Raw genomic sequence first — 15,490 nt, 5'->3', positions numbered from 1 at the left:
ACATCACACGAGGTGTGACACCCATGCGTGCCCAGAAGAACAACCGCTCCCTCACCCGCCGTCTCGCCGTGTCCGGCGCCGTCGCCGCCGCCGGGCTGCTGCTCGCCGCCTGCGGCGGGTCCGACGGCGGCCACGACGCGTCGAGCGGCACCGGCCACGGCGCGAAGACCTCCGCCTCCGCGAGCGCCTCCGCCGCGGCCCCGTCCAGCGCCTCCGCCGGCACCTTCAACGACGCGGACGTGATGTTCGCGCAGATGATGATCCCGCACCACGAGCAGGCCCTGGAGATGGCGAAGCTCGCCGACGGGCGCGCCGAGGACCCGGAGATCAAGAAGATCGTCGCGGCGATCGAGAAGGCCCAGGACCCCGAGATCCAGAAGATGAGGTCCTGGCTGAAGGCGTGGGGCAAGCCCGAGGAGATGGCGGGCGGCTCGGGCCACTCCGGCCACTCCATGGCCGGGATGATGACGGACGCCGACATGAAGAGGCTCGCCGCGGCGAAGGGCAAGGACTTCGACCGCGCCTTCGCCGAGCTGATGATCGCGCACCACGAGGGCGCGGTGGACATGGCGAAGACGGAGCAGAAGAGCGGCGCCGACCCGGAGGCGAAGAAGGTCGCCGACGACGTGGTGCGCACCCAGGCCGCCGAGATCGCGCAGCTGAAGAAGATCCTCGACCGGCTCTGAGCCCCCGTCCGGCCCGGACGGGCCGCCGCCGGCTCCCGGCCCACTGCCCGGCGGCCCCGCGCCTCACGCGCGGGGCCGCCCCCTTCTCCGTACCCCGCGCAAGGCGTGGCCCGTACATCGAGCACCCCGCGCCCCCCACCTCGTACCTCGTACCTCCGGAACGGCACACCCCCATGACACCTCGACGCTCCGCCCGGTCCGCCGCGGCGGTCCTCGCGCTGGCCCTCGCCCTCACCGCCTGCGGCACGAACGACCCCGGCGGCTCCTCGCACTCCGACGGCGCGGACACCGGCGCCCCCGGCCACGTCCACGGCGTGGGCGTGCTCGACGGCACGCTCTACGTCGCCACCCACGACGGCCTCTACTCCCCCGGGCCCGAGGGGCGGCCGGTGCTCGTCGGCGAGCGCCGGGACGACTTCATGGGCTTCACCGTCACCCCGCGGGGGACCTTCCTGGCCAGCGGGCACCCTGCCCCGGGCGGGGACGGGCCGGCCGATCTCGGGCTGATCGAGTCCACCGACCGGGGCGTGACCTGGACGCCCCGGTCCCTCGAAGGCGAGGTCGACTTCCACGCGCTGGACACCGCCGCCGACGCGACCGTCTACGGCTACGACGCCACCCACGGCCGTCTGCGGGTCAGCCGGGACAAGGCCGCCTGGCGGGACGGGGCCGCGCTGCGCGCGCTCGACATCGCCGTCGCCCCGCCCGGGGCGCCCGGCGCCGGACCGGCCGGGGCCGTGCTCGCGACCACCGAGCAGGGCGTGGTGCGCAGCACCGACGGCGGGCGCTCCTTCGGCGCGCCGCTTTCCGATCGGGTCGTGGCGCACGTCTCCTGGGCGGCACCGGACGCCCTGTTCGGCACCGCCCCGGAGGGGACGTTGCTGCGCAGCGCGGACGGCGGGGTGTCCTGGACCCGGGTGTCCCGGCTGCCGGGCGGCCCGCCGCAGGCGCTGACGGCCGTGGACGCGCACCGGGTGCTGGTCGCGACGCGGGACGGGGTGTACGAGTCGGCGGACGGCGGCCGTACCTTCGCCCGGCGGATGGCGGTCGCCCCGGCCCCGTGACCGCGGGCCCGTAGCCCCCGGGCCTCGTGGCGCCCCCCGGGCCCGGTGGCGACCGCCGGTGTTCAGTAGCCGATCCGCACGCCGCTGACGGCGTGCCGGTCGGTGCGTCCGCCGGTGCCGCCGGAGAAGCCGACCAGGACGTTGGGGGGCAGGGTCACGGCGACGTCGATGACGCGGGTGCCGTCGACGCTGACCTGGAGGCGTCCGGTGCCGGTGACGACGGCGTCCACGGTGTGGCTGCCGGTGCGCAGGGTGGGCACGTTGGTGGCGGTGGCCGCGTAGCGGAGGGTGCTGCCGCTGCCGCCGGTGGCCACGCCGACGAAGTTGGCGGAGGGGTCGCCCGCCCCGTTGTCGTACGTGTCGAGGGTGACGGCGACGCCGGGGAGCCCGCTGAAACCGAGGCCGCCGCCCGTGGCACCGAGGGACTGCGGGGTGGCGCGGGTGGCGTCGAGGAGCAGCAGGGCGAGTCCGTCGGCGCCGGTGCCGCCGCCGATGGTCGCGGTGAACCGGGCCTTGAGGCGGGCCGTGGGGACGGCGGTGCCGTGGAGGGCGGAGCCGCGCTGGAAGGTCTGGACGGGGGTCAGGTGGAGGGTGGTGCCGGAGAGGGTGGCGCTGCCGTTGTAGGTCCAGCCGTTGGGGCCGGGCGGCGGGACGGCGTAGGCGGTGGCGGTGACGGTGGCCTTGCGGACGGCGTGGATGTCGGTGCGGCCGCCGGTGGCGCCGGTGAAGGCGAGCAGGGCGGTCGGCGGGAGGGAGGCGACGGAGGTGCTGAGCCGCTGGGTGCCGTCGACGGAGACGGTGAGGGTGCGGCCGGTGACGGCGACGGCCACGGTGTGGGTGCCGGAGCGCAGGTCGGGGACGTTCGTGGTGGTGGCGGCGTAGGCGAGGGTGTCGCCGGTGCCGCCGGTGGCGATGCCGAGGAAGTTGGCGGAGGGGTCGGCGGTGCCGTTGTCGTAGGTGTCGAGGGTGACGGCGGTGCCGGGCAGTCCGCTGTAGCCGAGGCCGCCGCCGGCGGTGCCGAGGGCGGTCGGGGTGGTCCTGGCGGGGTCGAGCAGGGCGAAGGTGAGTCCGTCGGCGCCGGTGCCGCCGCCGATGACGGTGGTGAAGGTGGCCCTGAGGCCGTCGGTGAGCACGGGCACGGGCCAGACGGCGCTGCCGCGCTGGGTGGCGGTGGCCTGGGTGAGCTGGAGGTCGGTGCCGGAGACGCGGGCGGCGCCGTTGAGCTTCCAGCCGCCGGCGTCGGGGCCGGGGACGGTGACTCCGGTGCCGGCGGCTCCGGTGCCGGTCAGGGTCTCGGAGAGGGCGCCCTGTCCGTCGTCGGCGGTGAGCTGGTAGGCGGCGGTCGCGGTGCCCAGCGAGGTGGGCGAGAAGGTGACGGCCTGGTGGATGACGTCCTCGGGGCCGAGGACCTGGCCCTCGCTGACCGGGTCGGTGACGTGGAAGGGAGCCGCGGGCGCCTTGGCCTTGGTGAGGGTGAGCGGGATGTTGCCGGTGTTGCTGATGTCGAAGGTCCTGGTGACGGACTGGCCGACCTTCACGGTGCCGAAGTCGGTGGAGGTCGGGGTGATGGTGAGCCGGGCCCGGCCGGTGACGGCGGTGGCCTTCAGGGTGACGGTGGCCGTGCCGCGGGTGGAGGTCACGGAGAGGCTCGCGGTGTGGTCGCCGGCGGCGGTGGGGGCGTAGCCGATCTGCGCGGAGACGGACTGCTGGGGCGGGACGACGGTGCCGCCGGCGGGCAGTCCGGTGGCGGTGAAGGGGGCGCCGGGCGGTGCGGTCGCCGTGACGGTCTCGGACTCGGTGCCGGTGTTGGTGAAGGTGACGCCGAGGGACTTGGTGGTGCCGGTGGGGACGGTGCCGAAGTCGAGGGCGGCGGGCGAGGCGAGGAGGCCGGGCCGGGTGCCGTAGCCGGTGAGTCCGACGGCGCTGTCGCCGAGGTCGGTGGCGAAGGTGAGCACGGAGCTGTCGGCGCCGGGCGCGGTCGGGGCGAAGGTGACGGGCACGGAGTAGGTGTCGCCGGTGCGCAGGGTGCGCGGGAGTCCGGTCGGGCGGGTGGTGAAGGCGCTGCCGGCGGGGGTGGTCACGGCGCTGATGGTGACGTCGCGGGTGGCGGTGACGGTCGCGGTCGCGGTGCCGGTGGAGCCGACCGGGACCTGGCCGAGGTCGACGGGGCTGCTGGTGAGCGCGGTGTTGGCGGGGCGGCCGAAGGCGAGGACGTGCCCGTCGCGGGTGCCGACGTAGACGCGTCCGCCGTCGGTGGCGGGGACGGAGAACTTGGCGGCGGTGCCGATGGGCGCGGACCAGCGGAGCTTGAGGGTGCCGTTGACGGGGACGGCGTCGTACGCGCGGAGTTGGCCGTTGGCGCCGTTGGCGCCGTCCGCGGCGACCGCCCAGACCAGGGCGGAGCCCGGGTTGGTGCCGGTGGAGGTGAGGACGGGCGAGCCGGAGGTGTAGCCGAAGGTCTCGGGGCTGCGGCCGGTGTTGCTGAGGGTGGGCCGGCCGTCGCCGGTCAGTCCGTAGGCGAAGGCGCGCAGCGGGCCGCGCGCGCCGATGGTGTAGACGTAGCCGCCCTGCCCGCCGTAGACGGCGGGGTGGCCCCAGACGCCCTCGTACGGGCCGAGGGCGCCGAGCACCTTGTCGGTGCCGCCCGGGCCCTGGGCGCGGCCGCCGAGGTCGTCTCGGTCGAGGAGGAAGAGGCGCCCGTCCTTGCCGATCTGGACGAGGAGGTTCGGGTGGGCGCTGGTCCCGAAGGGGGCGCCGGGGAGGGCGACGGGGCCGCCGGAGCCGAGGTCGGTGTCGTTGAGGTCGAGCTGGTTGGCGTTGGCGGGGCTGAAGAAGTCCTGGGCGGACATCGTGCCGTCGCTGTTGACGCCGAGCCGGACGACGGACTCGGAGAGCTGTCCGGGCGGCGGGGTGCCGGGGCCGGGGGCCGGGGTCACGCCGTTGCCGGTGGAGAAGATGATGCGGCCGGGGCCGTCGGAGACGAGGCCGCCGCCGCTCATCCAGATGCCGGCCATGCCGTTGGCGGAGGAGTCCTCGGTGGCCCACAGGGTGGTGCGGCGGGTGGCGGTGTTCACGCCGAGGACGTAGCCGACGTAGGGACCGTGGTCGCAGTGGGAGGCGAAGGCGGCGTAGACGGAGCCGCCCATGAGGAGCAGGCCGGGGCGCTGCATCGCGGTGTACGGGTTGAAGGAGCGCCCGGGGTCGTTGACCGGCGCGCCGGCGATCTTGACGGGCCAGCCGGCGCGCTCGGCTCCGGTGGCGGGGTCGAGGGCGTGCACGTACCAGTTCGGGTGCTGGTCGTCGGCGCCGTCGTTCACCTTGGAGGTGAGGTAGAGCGCGCCGCTCGCCGGGTCGTAGACGGGGGTGGAGGTGATGCCGATGTTCGGGACGAGGTCGCCGCAGGAGATGGCGGCGGCGGGCCAGGGTGCGCCGGTGCTCCGGGTCCAGTTGATCTTCCCGGAGGCGGCGTCGAGGCCGTACACCTTGTTGTTCTCGGTGGCGACGACGACGGTGGAGCCGACGACGACGGGCTGGGCGTAGACCTGTCCGTCGACGGTGGTCGAGAACTGCTGCCCGAAGTCGGAGCTGGACACCTGGTCGGGTGCGAGGCCCGGTTCGTCGCGGTCCCAGCCGGTGCGGAAGGTGTCGTGGGAGATGGTGGTCTGGTCTGCTGCCACGCGCGGGGACACGGCGGTCCGGGCCGGGCCGGAGGGTGCGGCGGGGGACGCGGCCGGGGGCCGGGGCGGCGGGGCCGCTGCCGTCGGGCTCGCCGCCGCGGCCGTCAAGCCCCCGCTTCCGCCCAGGAACAGACACATCGTCAGCACTCTGGCGAGCGCCCTGCGGCTGCCGCTCATCATCTCCGCCCTCGTTCAACGCGCGCGTGGGGGCGGAGACCGGGACGCGTCCCGCCGAGGGCCATGGTGGGGCGTTCCGGCCGTGCGCGACAGGGCGCGTGATCCCGACATGACGGGCTTCACTCCCCCGGGTGGCGCGCACCCCCTCTGGACGGCCGCCGCCCTGGACGTCTCAGGCGTCCTCCGGCTCCGGCGGCGGCTGCCAGGGCAGTGGCCGCGTCTCCTCGAACGGCCAGCCGGGGGCGTCGGGGTGACGGGTCGTCTGCTCGGCGTACCAGAGGATCTGTTCGGTGTGCAGGGCGGGGCGCGAGAGGCGGGCCAGGGCGGGGTACGAGGCGGGGATCGCCCGGGCCAGGGCGAGGGCGGCCGCGGCGTCGCACGCGGGGTCGCCGGGGGTGGCGTGCGGGACGCCGTACCACTGGGCGACCGCGTGGAGGGATCGGCGGCCCGGGCGGTAGCGGTCGGTGTGCCGGTCGAGCACGAGGGGGTCGCAGACCGGGGCGACGCCGGCCGGGAGCCGGGCGGTGAGCGGGGGCAGGCCGTGCCGGAGGAGTTCGGCGTGCAGGGTGCTCAGCACGTAGGGGGCGAACCAGACGACGAGGAGCTCGCCGGCGGCGAGGTGGTCGGCGACCGGGCCCGCGAGCTCGTCCAGGGCCCGCTCCGGGGACGCGGGCGGGGGCACGGCGGTAGGGAGGCCCGGGGCGCCGGTGGGCGCGGGGGCGGCGGCCTGGCCCTGGACCGGGTCCGGTCCAGGGCCAGGGCCTGAGCCCGGTCCACGGCCTGGGCCCGGTCCACGGCCTGGGTCTGGGCCAGGGCCTGGGTCTGGGCCAGGGCCTGGGGCTGGGCCTGGGGCCAAGTCCCGGCCCGGGGCGAAGTCCCGGCCCGGGGCGAAGTCCCGGCCCGGGGCCAAGTCCCGGCCCGGGGCCAAGTCCCGGCCCGGGGCCAAGTCCCGGCCCGGGGCGAAGTCCCGGCCCGGGTCCACCGTCCAGGTCCGCTCCGTCCCGTCGCTCGCCCGCAGCGCCGCCCCGGTGATCCGGTCGACGGCGAAGCGGTGGCCGGTGGTGGTGATGTCCAGGGCGAGCAGGGGGCGCCGGTGCCAGCCGGGGTGGTCGGTCGCCGGGGGCGGGCCCGGGGCCGGGGCGTGTCCGGGGTGGTAGACCCGCCAGCCCCGGGCCTCGTGGCGGAGCAGGCCGGCGCCCGCGGGAACCGGGCCGCCGCACCGGGCGCAGGTGGCGTCGTAGTCGTTGGCCCGGTCCCCGGCGGCCCCGGCGCCGGGGGTCATGCGTCGCCCGCTCCGTCGCGGTAGGCCTCCAGGAGCCTGAGCCAGGCCTCGCTGATGGTGGGGTAGGCGGGGACCGCGTGCCAGAGACGGGAGATCGGGACCTCGCCGGTGACGGCGATGGTGGCCGAGTGCAGGAGTTCCCCGATGCCCGGGCCCACGAAGGTGACGCCGAGGAGCACGTCGCGGTCGAGGTCGACGACCATCCGGGCGTGCCCCTTGTAGCCCTGGGCGTAGAGCCCCGCCCCGGCCACCCCGCTCAGGTCGAGGTCGACGGCGCGCACCCGGTGCCCGGCCGCCCGGGCCTCGGCCAGGCTCAGGCCGACCGCCGCCGCCTCCGGGTCGGTGAACACGACCTGGGGGACGGCCGCGTGGTCGGCGGTGGCCCGGTGCGGCCCCCACGCCGCGCCGTCGGTGGCGTCCCCTTCCGCGCCGTCCTTCGCCCGCGCGGCGATCGCGGCGCCCGCGATCCGCGCCTGGTACTTGCCCTGGTGGGTCAGCAGCGCCCGGTGGTTGACGTCACCGACCGCGTAGAGCCAGTCGTGTCCGTCGACCCGCAGGCTGTCGTCGACCGCGAGCCAGGAGCCGGGCTCCAGGCCGATCGTCTCCAGGCCGATGTCCTCGGTGCGCGGCCGGCGGCCGGTCGCGAAGAGGACCTCGTCGCCCTCGACGTGGTCGCCGCCGTCCAGGACCACGGTGACGGGGCCGCTGCTCCCGTCCCGTACGACGGCGGAGACGGAGGTTCCGGTACGGACGTCGGCGCCCCGCTCGGTGAGCGCGGCGGCCACGTGCTCGCCCGCGAAGGGCTCCATGCGCGGGAGCAGCCGGTCGCCCCGGACGAGCAGGGTGACGTGCGCGCCGAGCGCCTGCCAGGCGGTCGCCATCTCGACGCCGACCACTCCCCCGCCGACCACGACGAGCCGGCCGGGCACGCGCTCGGCGCTGGTGGCCTCCCGGCTGGTCCAGGGGCGGGCGCCGGCCAGGCCCGGCAGGTCGGGCAGGACGGCGCGGCTGCCGGTGCAGACGGCGACGGCGTGCCGGGCGGTGAGCAGGTGCCGGTCGCCCTCGGGTCCGTCGACCGTCACCCGGCGCGGGCCGGCCAGGCGGCCCTGCCCTCGGTAGAGGTCGGCGCCGACGGAGCGCACCCAGGACACCTGTCCGTCGTCCTGCCAGTGGGAGACCACCTTGTCGCGGTGGGCCAGCACGTCCTGGGCGTCCAGCGGACCGTAGGCGTGGGTGCGCAGCCCGGCCACCCTGCGGGCCTCGGAGCGCACGATGCCGGGGCGGAGCAGCGCCTTGCTGGGCATGCAGGCCCAGTACGAGCACTCCCCGCCGACCAGCTCGGTCTCGACCACCGCCGCGCTGAGCCCGGCCGCCCGGACCCGGTCGGCGACGTTCTCGCCCACGGGTCCCGCCCCCAGGACCACCACGTCGTACGCGCGCTCGTGCGTCCGGTCGTCTGCCCGCTCGTGTTCCGCCGCTCGTGTCATGCAGTCCAGTCTGCGGGCGGCGGACCGGATCGGCGCGGAATAGCGCGGCGCGTTCCGCCGTTGTGCGGGACGAGTCCCCAGGGGACCGTGAGGCAACCGCCAGGAGACGGAAGGCAGGCAGCATGAGCACCGTAGAGCTCACCAAGGACAACTTCGACCAGATCGTCAGCGAGAACGACTTCGTTCTCATCGACTTCTGGGCTTCCTGGTGCGGTCCCTGCCGTCAGTTCGCGCCGGTCTTCGAGGCCGCCTCGGAGCGCCACGGGGACCTGGTCTTCGCGAAGGTGGACACCGAGGCGCAGCAGGAGCTGGCGGCGGCCTTCGAGATCCGCTCGATCCCGACGCTGATGATCGTCCGGGACCGGGTGGCGGTGTTCGCGCAGCCGGGTGCGCTGCCGGAGGCGGCCCTGGAGGACGTGATCGGGCAGGCCCGCGCGCTGGACATGGACGAGGTGCGCAAGTCCGTCGCCGAGGCGCAGGCCGGCGGACAGAAGTAGGCGCGTGCGCGCGGAGGGGCGGCCCCGGTGGACCGGGGGCCGCCCCTCCGGCGGGTACGGACGTGGGTCCGCGCGCGGGCCCGCGCAAGCGGGTTGCGGGGGGCCGGTCAGCGCTCCAGGACCAGCGCCAGGCCCTGGCCGACGCCGATGCAGAGGGCGGCGAGGCCCGTCCCGGAGCCGGCCGCCGCGAGCTGGTGGGCGACCGCGCCGGCCAGGCGGGCGCCGGAGGCGCCGAGCGGGTGGCCGAGGGCGATGGCGCCGCCGCGCGGGTTGACCACGGCGGGGTCGAGTTCCGGCCATTCGGCGAGGCAGCCGAGGGACTGGGCGGCGAAGGCCTCGTTGAGCTCGAAGGTGGTCAGGTCGCCGAAGCCGCGGCCGGCCTTGCCCAGGGCCCGGCGGACGGCCTCGACCGGGCCGAGGCCGAAGAGCTGCGGCTCGATGCCGGTGACGGCCGAGGCGCGGATCCGGGCGAGCGGCTCGCGGCCGGTCTCGCGCAGCCCGGCCTCGTCGACGAGCAGCAGGGCGGCGGCCCCGTCGTTGAGCGGGGAGGCGTTGCCGGCCGTGACGGTGCCGCCCTCAGGGCGGAAGGAGGGCTTCAGCTTGGCCAGCGCCTCCATCGAGGTGCTGTCGCGGATGCACTCGTCACGTACCAGCTCGACGCCCTCGTACGGCACGACCTCGGCGTCGTAGAGGCCCTCGGCCCAGGCCTCGGCGGCCTTGCGGTGGCTGGCGAGCGCGAAGGCGTCCTGCTCCTCGCGGCCGATGGCGTGCTTGTCGGCGACGAGCTCGGCGCCCTCGCCGAGGGCAACGGTCCACTCGGCGGGCATCCGCGGGTTGGTCATGCGCCAGCCGAGCGTGGTGGAGTGCAGCTGCTGGTGGCCGGCCGGGAAGGCCCGCTCGGGCTTCTGGAGCACCCAGGGAGCGCGGGACATCGACTCGACGCCGCCGGCGACGGCCACCGAGGCGTCGCCGAGCGCGATGGCGCGGGCCGCCTGGATGACGGCCTCCAGGCCGGAGCCGCAGAGCCGGTTGACGGTCACGCCGGGCACGGATACCGGCAGTCCGGCGAGGAGCACGGCCATCCGGGCCACGTCGCGGTTGTCCTCGCCGGCGCCGTTGGCGTCGCCGAAGTAGACGTCGTCGATCAGCACCGGGTCGAGGTCCGGGGTGCGGGCCACCAGGGACCTCACCACGTGGGCCGCGAGGTCGTCGGGGCGGACGGAGGAGAGCGCACCGCCGAACTTGCCGATCGGAGTGCGGACGGCGTCGACGATGTAGACGTCGCGGATGCTCACGGTTCTCTCCCACATGCCCTGTGTCGGAACGGCCCGGTCGGCCCGGACGGACGGGCACCGCCACCGATGCCCGTTCGCCTGGTGAAGGCTTCTTCGCCCTCGCCCGCCCGAGTCTCCGCCCCGGCCGCGCCTCCTGTCAACGCCCCCTCGGCACGGCGCGACACCGACCGCCGGAGGGAGGGTCAGCGGCTGCCCCCGGCCGCCCGCTCGTCCGTCTCCGGGCCCCTGACCAGCGCCGTCAGGCCGTAGTCCAGCTCCCTGCCGTCCACGAGCAGTGCCTCCACCGTCCGCGTCTCGGGGTCGATGTCGGCCATCACCCCGTGGCCCTCGTAGATGGGATAGCCGGTCTCGCCGGTGCGGCCGGTCGCCTCGACCACCGCGGACCGGACGGCGCTGTCCGCCACCGACGCCGCACCGCGGTCCTCCACGTGCGCCGGCACCAGCAGGATCTCGAAACGCTTCGGATGTGTGCTCATGGACCGACGCTAAGCCGCCCGCCCGCGCCCCGCCTCAGCTGGACTCGCGCGCGACCATCCGCGAGTCGAACAGTTCGTGCCGCTCCGGCACGGCCCCCGGCTCGCGCACCGCGCGGTCCACCAGCTCGGCGAGCTCCCGGCCGCCGACCATGTCGATGTGCACGGTGCTGAGCCGGGGCCGCAGCAGCCGCCCGACGACCAGGTCGTCCGAGCCGACCACGGCCGTCTCGTCCGGGACGCGGATCCCGGCGTCCTGGAGCGCACGCATGAGCAGCATGGCGTACTCGTCGTTGTAGGCGAACACGCCGTCGAGCCCGAGCCCGCGCCAGCGCGCCGCGAGCGCGACGGCCGGCTCCTCCTCGTACGCGAGGGGCAGCGGCACGACCGTGGCCCCGACCTCGGCCGCGGCGGCCCGCACGCCCTCCAGGCGCGGCACGGAGAGCATCTCCAGGCCCGGCTCCTCGGGCATCACCACGCCGATCGTCCGGCAGCCACGGGCGACCAGGTGCGCGCCGGCGGCCCGGCCGACCCGGGTGAGGTCCATGACGACGGCGTGGGTGCCCTCGACCTGCTGCGGGCCGACCGTGATCACGGTGCGGGCACCGGCCCGCTTGAGCAGGTCGACGCCGGACGGGGTGAGCTCGACGGGTCCGAACGAGACCACGGCGACCGGGCGCAGCTCGGCCCAGGCGCGGGCCGCCTCGTCGCCGTCCAGGCCGATGCTGCCGTACTGCACGACCGTGTAGTCCAGGTCGCGCAGGGCCCACTGGAGCTCGTTGAAGAACTGGCTGTAGAGCGGGCCGATCGGGACGTGGGCGGTGGGCATGAGCACCATCCGGCTGTGGCCGGCGCGCAGGCTTCGGGCGGCGGCGTGCGGGACGTAGCCCAGCTCCTCGGCGGCCTCGCGCACCCGGCGGCGGGTGGGCTCGCTGATGCGTACGGCCGCGGTGTTGTTGAGGACGTAGCTCACGGTGGCCCGGGAGACCCCCGCGAGCCGCGCCACGTCGGCGCTGGTGGGGACGGAACGTCCGGCGGACTGCTTGGGTGACTGGCTCATCGGTCCGGCATCTTTCCAGAACGATCCGGCGCAGGGTCTGGCGGATGGCCGGATTCGAGTGCTACACAAGGTTTACACGAGCCACTGACACGTGTCACCACACGTTCCAGCGCACGTGCGTCCGCGCCCCCCGTGCATCGGCTCACCACCCGTTCATCTCCCGCTCCCGCCCGCCGCATCGGGCGATCACCCCCGGAGGGCACCGTGGCCCTTTCCTCCCCCGCCTCCCCCGCCTCCCCGGACGCGTCCGGGGCCTCCGGCGCCGCTGCGCCGGCCTCCGCCGGGCCCGGCGCCGCCGGACCGCCCCGCCCCGCCCGCGGACTGCTGCCGCTGCTCCTCGCCGGGAACACCGCGATGTACGCGCTGTACATCGGCGTCCCCGGGCTGCTGCTCGCCCTGCAGATCGAGGAGATCGACCCGGCCGGCAAGGTGGCCAACTTCGGCCTGGTCTCCGGCGTCTCCGCCCTCTTCGCGACCGTCTTCAACCCGGTCGCGGGCGCCCTCTCGGACCGCTCGGGGCGGCGCAACCCGTGGATCCTCGCGGGCGGTCTGCTCGCCGTGCCGGTGATGCTGCTGCTCGGCGGCGTCGACACGATCCTGCTCGTGATGATCGCCTGGTGTCTCGGCCAGGCCGTGATGAACGTCTACCAGGCCGCCCTCACCTCCGTGGTGCCCGACCGGGTGCCCTTCGCCTCGCGCGGCAAGGCCTCGGCCGCCGTGGGTCTGGGGCTGCCCGTCGGCTCGACCATCGGCGCGCTGGTCGGCGCCGCGTTCTCGGAGGACTACCGCACCGGCTATCTGGTCTTCGGCGCGATCGTCGCCGCGACCGCCGTGCTCTTCACCGTCTGCGCCCGCGAGGAGCGCATGCCGCCCAAGGCCGCCCTGCCGGTGCGGGCGCAGCTCGCCGCCTTCGGCAGCGCGCTGAAGCACCACGACTTCCGCTGGGCGTTCATCGGGCGCGCGCTGCTGGTGCTGGGCTACTTCGCAGTGGCCGGGTTCCAGCTGTACATCCTGAAGGACCACACCGATCTGCCGGCCGGTCTGTCGCCCGAGGAGGCGGTGGCCCTGCTGATGCCGGTCAACTCGGTGGCGATGGTGGTCTCCACGGTGCTCGGCGGCTGGCTGTCCGACCGGTACGACCGGCGCAAGCTGTTCGTCGGCGCCTCGGCCGCGCTGGCCGCGGTGGCGCTGCTGATACCGGCGGTCTCGTCGAGCTGGCCCGCGATGCTGGCCTTCTCGGTGGTCAACGGCCTCGGTTTCGGCTGCTACATGGCGGTGGACACGGCGCTGGTGACGATGGTGCTGCCGAAGGCGGAGGACGCGGCCCGCGACATGGGCGTGCTGAACGTCGCCAACGCCGGCCCGCAGATCGTCGCCCCGTTCGTGGCCTCGACGGTCGTCTCGCTGAGCGGCGGCGGCTACACGGCGCTGTTCGTGGTGGCGGCGGTGCTCTCGGTGCTGGGCGCGCTCGCGGTGCGCCCGATCCGTTCGGTGCGCTGAGCCGCTCCCGTACCGCCCGGGCGGGGTGCTGACGTACCGTTCGGTCATGGACGGCGACGCTTCGATGGTGGGCCTGCTCGGCCGGGTGACCGGCACGATCGGACCCGGTCTCGTCGGTGAGGTGATCGTCCGCATCCGGGGCGGCGCCGAGCACTTCCTCGCCTACCCGGCGGCGGGGAAGGAGCGGATCGAGCCGGGCACGGTCGTGATGGTGGTGGAACATCTCCCTCCGCGCACCGTGTATGTCACAGCCGCGTACGACAGTTGACCGATCCATTGAGCGGCCCGCGCGGCGGGCGCACACTCCCTTCACCGGAACCGCGCGGCTCCGGTGAAGGGGGACCTGTGCCATGAGCCTCGGGATCCTGGCGGGCGGCGTCGTCGGCGCCCTCGCCGTTCTGATCGCTCTGTTCAAACTGATGTGGCGCGTCGCGGAGCCCAACGAGGCGCTGATCATCTCGGGTTCGAACCACAAGAACGAGGGCCTGGGCGAGGGCATGGGCTTCCGGATCGTCACCGGCCGGGGCACGCTCGTGCTCCCCGGGGTCCAGGCGGTGCGGAAGCTCTCGCTCGACCTCAACGAGACGCAGCTGTCGGTGGAGTGCGTCACGCACCAGGGCATTCCGCTGAAGGTGCGCGGTGTGGTGATCTTCAAGGTGGGCGACGACTTCGTGTCGATCGCGAACGCCGCCCGCCGCTTCCTCGACCAGCAGAAGCTGATGTCGGAGCGGGTGCACATCGTCTTCGCCGGTCATCTGCGCGCCATCGTGGGCGGGTTGACGGTGGAGGACATGATCCGTGACCGGGAGAAGCTGACCGGGCAGGCGCGTTCGGCCTGTGGCACGGAGATGGAGAAGCTGGGCCTGATCGTGGACTCGCTGCAGATCCACGAGATCGAGGACCCCACGGGTTACATCAAGAACCTGGCCGCGCCGCACGCGGCGGCCGTGCAGCGGGACGCGCGGATCGCGCAGGCGGAGGCCAACCGGCGGGCGACGGAGGCGGAGCAGCAGGCCGCCGCGCGCATGTCGGAGGCGACCAGGGACAGCGAGATCCTCCAGGCGGGCTACCAGGCGGAGCGGGACCAGGCGTCCGCGAAGGCCCGGCAGGCCGGTCCGCTCGCGGACGCGGCCGCGCGACAGGAGGTCGTGGTCCAGGAGACCCGGGTGGCCGAGCTGGAGTCCCACCGCAAGGAGCAGCAGCTCCAGACGGAGGTCCGCAAGCCGGCCGACGCGCTGGCGTACGAGACGCGGACGCTGGCGGCGGCGGAGCGCGACGCCCGGATCCTGGCCGCCGAGGCCGAGGCGAGGAAGACCGAGCTGGCGAGCGCGGCGACGGCGACGGCCACCCGGGTGACCGGTGAGGCGGAGGCCGCGGCGGCCCACGCCAAGGGTCTGGCGGTGGCCGAGGCGACCCGGGCGAAGGGCCTGGCGGAGGCGGAGGCGATCAAGGCGCGGGCGGCGGCGCTCGCGGAGAACCAGGAGGCGGTGGTCGCGCAGCAACTGGCCGAGAAGTGGCCGCAGATCGTGGAGGCGGGCGCATCGGCGTTCGGCAACGTCGACCAGATGGTGCTGCTGAACGGCGCGGACGGGATGGCGGAGATGTTCGCCAAGGCGCTCACCATGGGGGGCACGGGCCTCGGCCTGGCCCGGCAGCTGCTCGCCACCATGAACCCGGCCGGGCCCGCGCAGGGCGGGCCGGCCGCTCCGGCGCAGGCGGCGGTGCCCGCGCCGCGCACGGAGGAGATCACGGTGGGGGACGACGCCGACGCGTAGGAGGTGCGGAAGCGGGGGAAGGGGCCCGGCGAGCGCCGGGCCCCTTCGTCGTCTGTCCGGCCGGCGCCGGGTCAGCAGTTCTCGGTGTTCTTGACCGCGCCGATGACCAGCTGTTGGCCGTCGGCGACGGCGTCGCCGGGCTTCGGCTGCTGGGTGCAGACCTTCCACTCCTCGGCCCGGGCGTCGCCGGTGGGGACGACCCGGCCCTGGCCGGAGGCGTCCTCGAACCGCATCGAGCCGCTCAGCTGCCCATAGGCGCTCATGACGGACTGGCCGACCAGGTCGGGCATGAAGCCGTCCTCGATCCGTACCGGCGAGGTGGGCGTGGCCTTGGTGGCCTGGGCGGGGGTGCCGGCCGCCCGGGTCGGGCCGCCCTCGGACCCGGGATCCGTCGACGTGCAGGCCGTGAGGCCGCCGAGGGTAACGGCGGTCAGGACGAGGGCGGTTCCGATGGACGTGCGGCGCATGTTCCCCCCTGGGACGAGCGTGTGAGGTGACTCATCATGCACACGTCGTC

13 protein-coding genes are annotated in these 15,490 nt (G+C 75.0%); 6 read left to right on the top strand and 7 right to left on the bottom strand.

Annotated features, from left to right (window positions below; translation table 11 throughout):
* Positions 1 to 23: 23 nt before the first annotated feature.
* Both ACIGW2_RS07980 and ACIGW2_RS07975 read left to right on the top strand, forming a co-directional pair.
* Positions 24 to 686 carry a DUF305 domain-containing protein gene (locus ACIGW2_RS07980; protein WP_399841955.1) on the top strand — a complete coding sequence of 221 codons (663 nt, stop codon included), beginning with the start codon at positions 24 to 26 and terminating at the stop codon, positions 684 to 686.
* Positions 687 to 859: 173 nt separating this feature from the next.
* Positions 860 to 1,750 carry a F510_1955 family glycosylhydrolase gene (locus tag ACIGW2_RS07975; protein ID WP_399841953.1) on the top strand — a complete coding sequence of 297 codons (891 nt, stop codon included), beginning with the start codon at positions 860 to 862 and terminating at the stop codon, positions 1,748 to 1,750.
* A 62-nt stretch (positions 1,751 to 1,812) separates the two neighbouring features.
* Here ACIGW2_RS07975 and ACIGW2_RS07970 read toward each other — a convergent pair whose 3' ends face one another.
* The 3 genes from ACIGW2_RS07970 to ACIGW2_RS07960 all read right to left on the bottom strand — a co-directional run bounded on the left by ACIGW2_RS07970 (position 1,813) and on the right by ACIGW2_RS07960 (position 8,373).
* Positions 1,813 to 5,427, bottom strand: a complete 3,615-nt coding sequence (locus ACIGW2_RS07970; protein WP_399841950.1) for a choice-of-anchor D domain-containing protein — start codon at positions 5,425 to 5,427, stop codon at positions 1,813 to 1,815.
* 349 nt (positions 5,428 to 5,776) lie between these two features.
* Complete coding sequence (locus tag ACIGW2_RS07965; protein WP_399841948.1) at positions 5,777 to 6,286, bottom strand: hypothetical protein; 510 nt, start codon at positions 6,284 to 6,286, stop codon at positions 5,777 to 5,779.
* Positions 6,287 to 6,882: 596 nt separating this feature from the next.
* A complete protein-coding gene (locus tag ACIGW2_RS07960; RefSeq protein ID WP_391652190.1) occupies positions 6,883 to 8,373 on the bottom strand; it encodes a dihydrolipoyl dehydrogenase family protein in 1,491 nt (496 codons plus the stop codon).
* A 122-nt stretch (positions 8,374 to 8,495) separates the two neighbouring features.
* Between ACIGW2_RS07960 and trxA the strand changes: the two genes are divergently transcribed.
* Positions 8,496 to 8,870, top strand: a complete 375-nt coding sequence (gene trxA, locus ACIGW2_RS07955) for a thioredoxin (RefSeq protein ID WP_361576179.1) — start codon at positions 8,496 to 8,498, stop codon at positions 8,868 to 8,870.
* 107 nt (positions 8,871 to 8,977) lie between these two features.
* Here trxA and ACIGW2_RS07950 read toward each other — a convergent pair whose 3' ends face one another.
* From ACIGW2_RS07950 to ACIGW2_RS07940, 3 genes are all read right to left on the bottom strand, one after another.
* Complete coding sequence (locus tag ACIGW2_RS07950) at positions 8,978 to 10,180, bottom strand: thiolase family protein (protein WP_391652191.1); 1,203 nt, start codon at positions 10,178 to 10,180, stop codon at positions 8,978 to 8,980.
* 167 nt (positions 10,181 to 10,347) lie between these two features.
* Positions 10,348 to 10,641: a hypothetical protein gene (locus ACIGW2_RS07945; protein ID WP_391652192.1), complete on the bottom strand. Its 294-nt coding sequence runs from the start codon at positions 10,639 to 10,641 to the stop codon at positions 10,348 to 10,350.
* 34 nt (positions 10,642 to 10,675) lie between these two features.
* A complete protein-coding gene (locus tag ACIGW2_RS07940; protein ID WP_399841943.1) occupies positions 10,676 to 11,698 on the bottom strand; it encodes a LacI family DNA-binding transcriptional regulator in 1,023 nt (340 codons plus the stop codon).
* Positions 11,699 to 11,902: 204 nt separating this feature from the next.
* Here ACIGW2_RS07940 and ACIGW2_RS07935 point away from each other — a divergent pair, with 204 nt between their 5' ends.
* The 3 genes from ACIGW2_RS07935 to ACIGW2_RS07925 all read left to right on the top strand — a co-directional run bounded on the left by ACIGW2_RS07935 (position 11,903) and on the right by ACIGW2_RS07925 (position 14,973).
* Complete coding sequence (locus ACIGW2_RS07935; protein ID WP_399841940.1) at positions 11,903 to 13,198, top strand: MFS transporter; 1,296 nt, start codon at positions 11,903 to 11,905, stop codon at positions 13,196 to 13,198.
* A gap of 46 nt (positions 13,199 to 13,244) precedes the next feature.
* A complete protein-coding gene (locus ACIGW2_RS07930; protein WP_361576164.1) occupies positions 13,245 to 13,466 on the top strand; it encodes a hypothetical protein in 222 nt (73 codons plus the stop codon).
* A gap of 82 nt (positions 13,467 to 13,548) precedes the next feature.
* Positions 13,549 to 14,973 (top strand): flotillin family protein, encoded by a 1,425-nt coding sequence (locus ACIGW2_RS07925; RefSeq protein ID WP_391652196.1) that lies wholly within the window; start codon positions 13,549 to 13,551, stop codon positions 14,971 to 14,973.
* 71 nt (positions 14,974 to 15,044) lie between these two features.
* Here ACIGW2_RS07925 and ACIGW2_RS07920 read toward each other — a convergent pair whose 3' ends face one another.
* The gene (locus ACIGW2_RS07920; protein WP_391652197.1) at positions 15,045 to 15,440 is read right to left on the bottom strand and encodes a hypothetical protein; all 396 of its coding nucleotides are present in this window, start codon (positions 15,438 to 15,440) and stop codon (positions 15,045 to 15,047) included.
* Positions 15,441 to 15,490: the final 50 nt, after the last annotated feature.

Origin of the sequence: Streptomyces sp. NPDC053541, assembly GCF_044544705.1 — a bacterium.
Lineage (GTDB): Bacteria > Actinomycetota > Actinomycetes > Streptomycetales > Streptomycetaceae > Streptomyces.
The sequence above is the reverse complement of the archived record's forward strand: the minus strand, read 5'-3'. Positions and strand labels throughout refer to the sequence as shown.

Bases quoted from the DNA above. Each gene is read 5' to 3' on its own strand.
- ACIGW2_RS07980 (WP_399841955.1), top strand. From the start codon at position 24: ATGCGTGCCCAGAAGAACAACCGCTCCCTCACCCGCCGTCTCGCCGTG.
- ACIGW2_RS07975 (WP_399841953.1), top strand. From the start codon at position 860: ATGACACCTCGACGCTCCGCCCGGTCCGCCGCGGCGGTCCTCGCGCTG.
- ACIGW2_RS07960 (WP_391652190.1), bottom strand. From the start codon at position 8,373: ATGACACGAGCGGCGGAACACGAGCGGGCAGACGACCGGACGCACGAG.
- trxA (WP_361576179.1), top strand. From the start codon at position 8,496: ATGAGCACCGTAGAGCTCACCAAGGACAACTTCGACCAGATCGTCAGC.
- ACIGW2_RS07950 (WP_391652191.1), bottom strand. From the start codon at position 10,180: ATGTGGGAGAGAACCGTGAGCATCCGCGACGTCTACATCGTCGACGCC.
- ACIGW2_RS07945 (WP_391652192.1), bottom strand. From the start codon at position 10,641: ATGAGCACACATCCGAAGCGTTTCGAGATCCTGCTGGTGCCGGCGCAC.
- ACIGW2_RS07940 (WP_399841943.1), bottom strand. From the start codon at position 11,698: ATGAGCCAGTCACCCAAGCAGTCCGCCGGACGTTCCGTCCCCACCAGC.
- ACIGW2_RS07930 (WP_361576164.1), top strand. From the start codon at position 13,245: ATGGACGGCGACGCTTCGATGGTGGGCCTGCTCGGCCGGGTGACCGGC.
- ACIGW2_RS07925 (WP_391652196.1), top strand. From the start codon at position 13,549: ATGAGCCTCGGGATCCTGGCGGGCGGCGTCGTCGGCGCCCTCGCCGTT.
- ACIGW2_RS07920 (WP_391652197.1), bottom strand. From the start codon at position 15,440: ATGCGCCGCACGTCCATCGGAACCGCCCTCGTCCTGACCGCCGTTACC.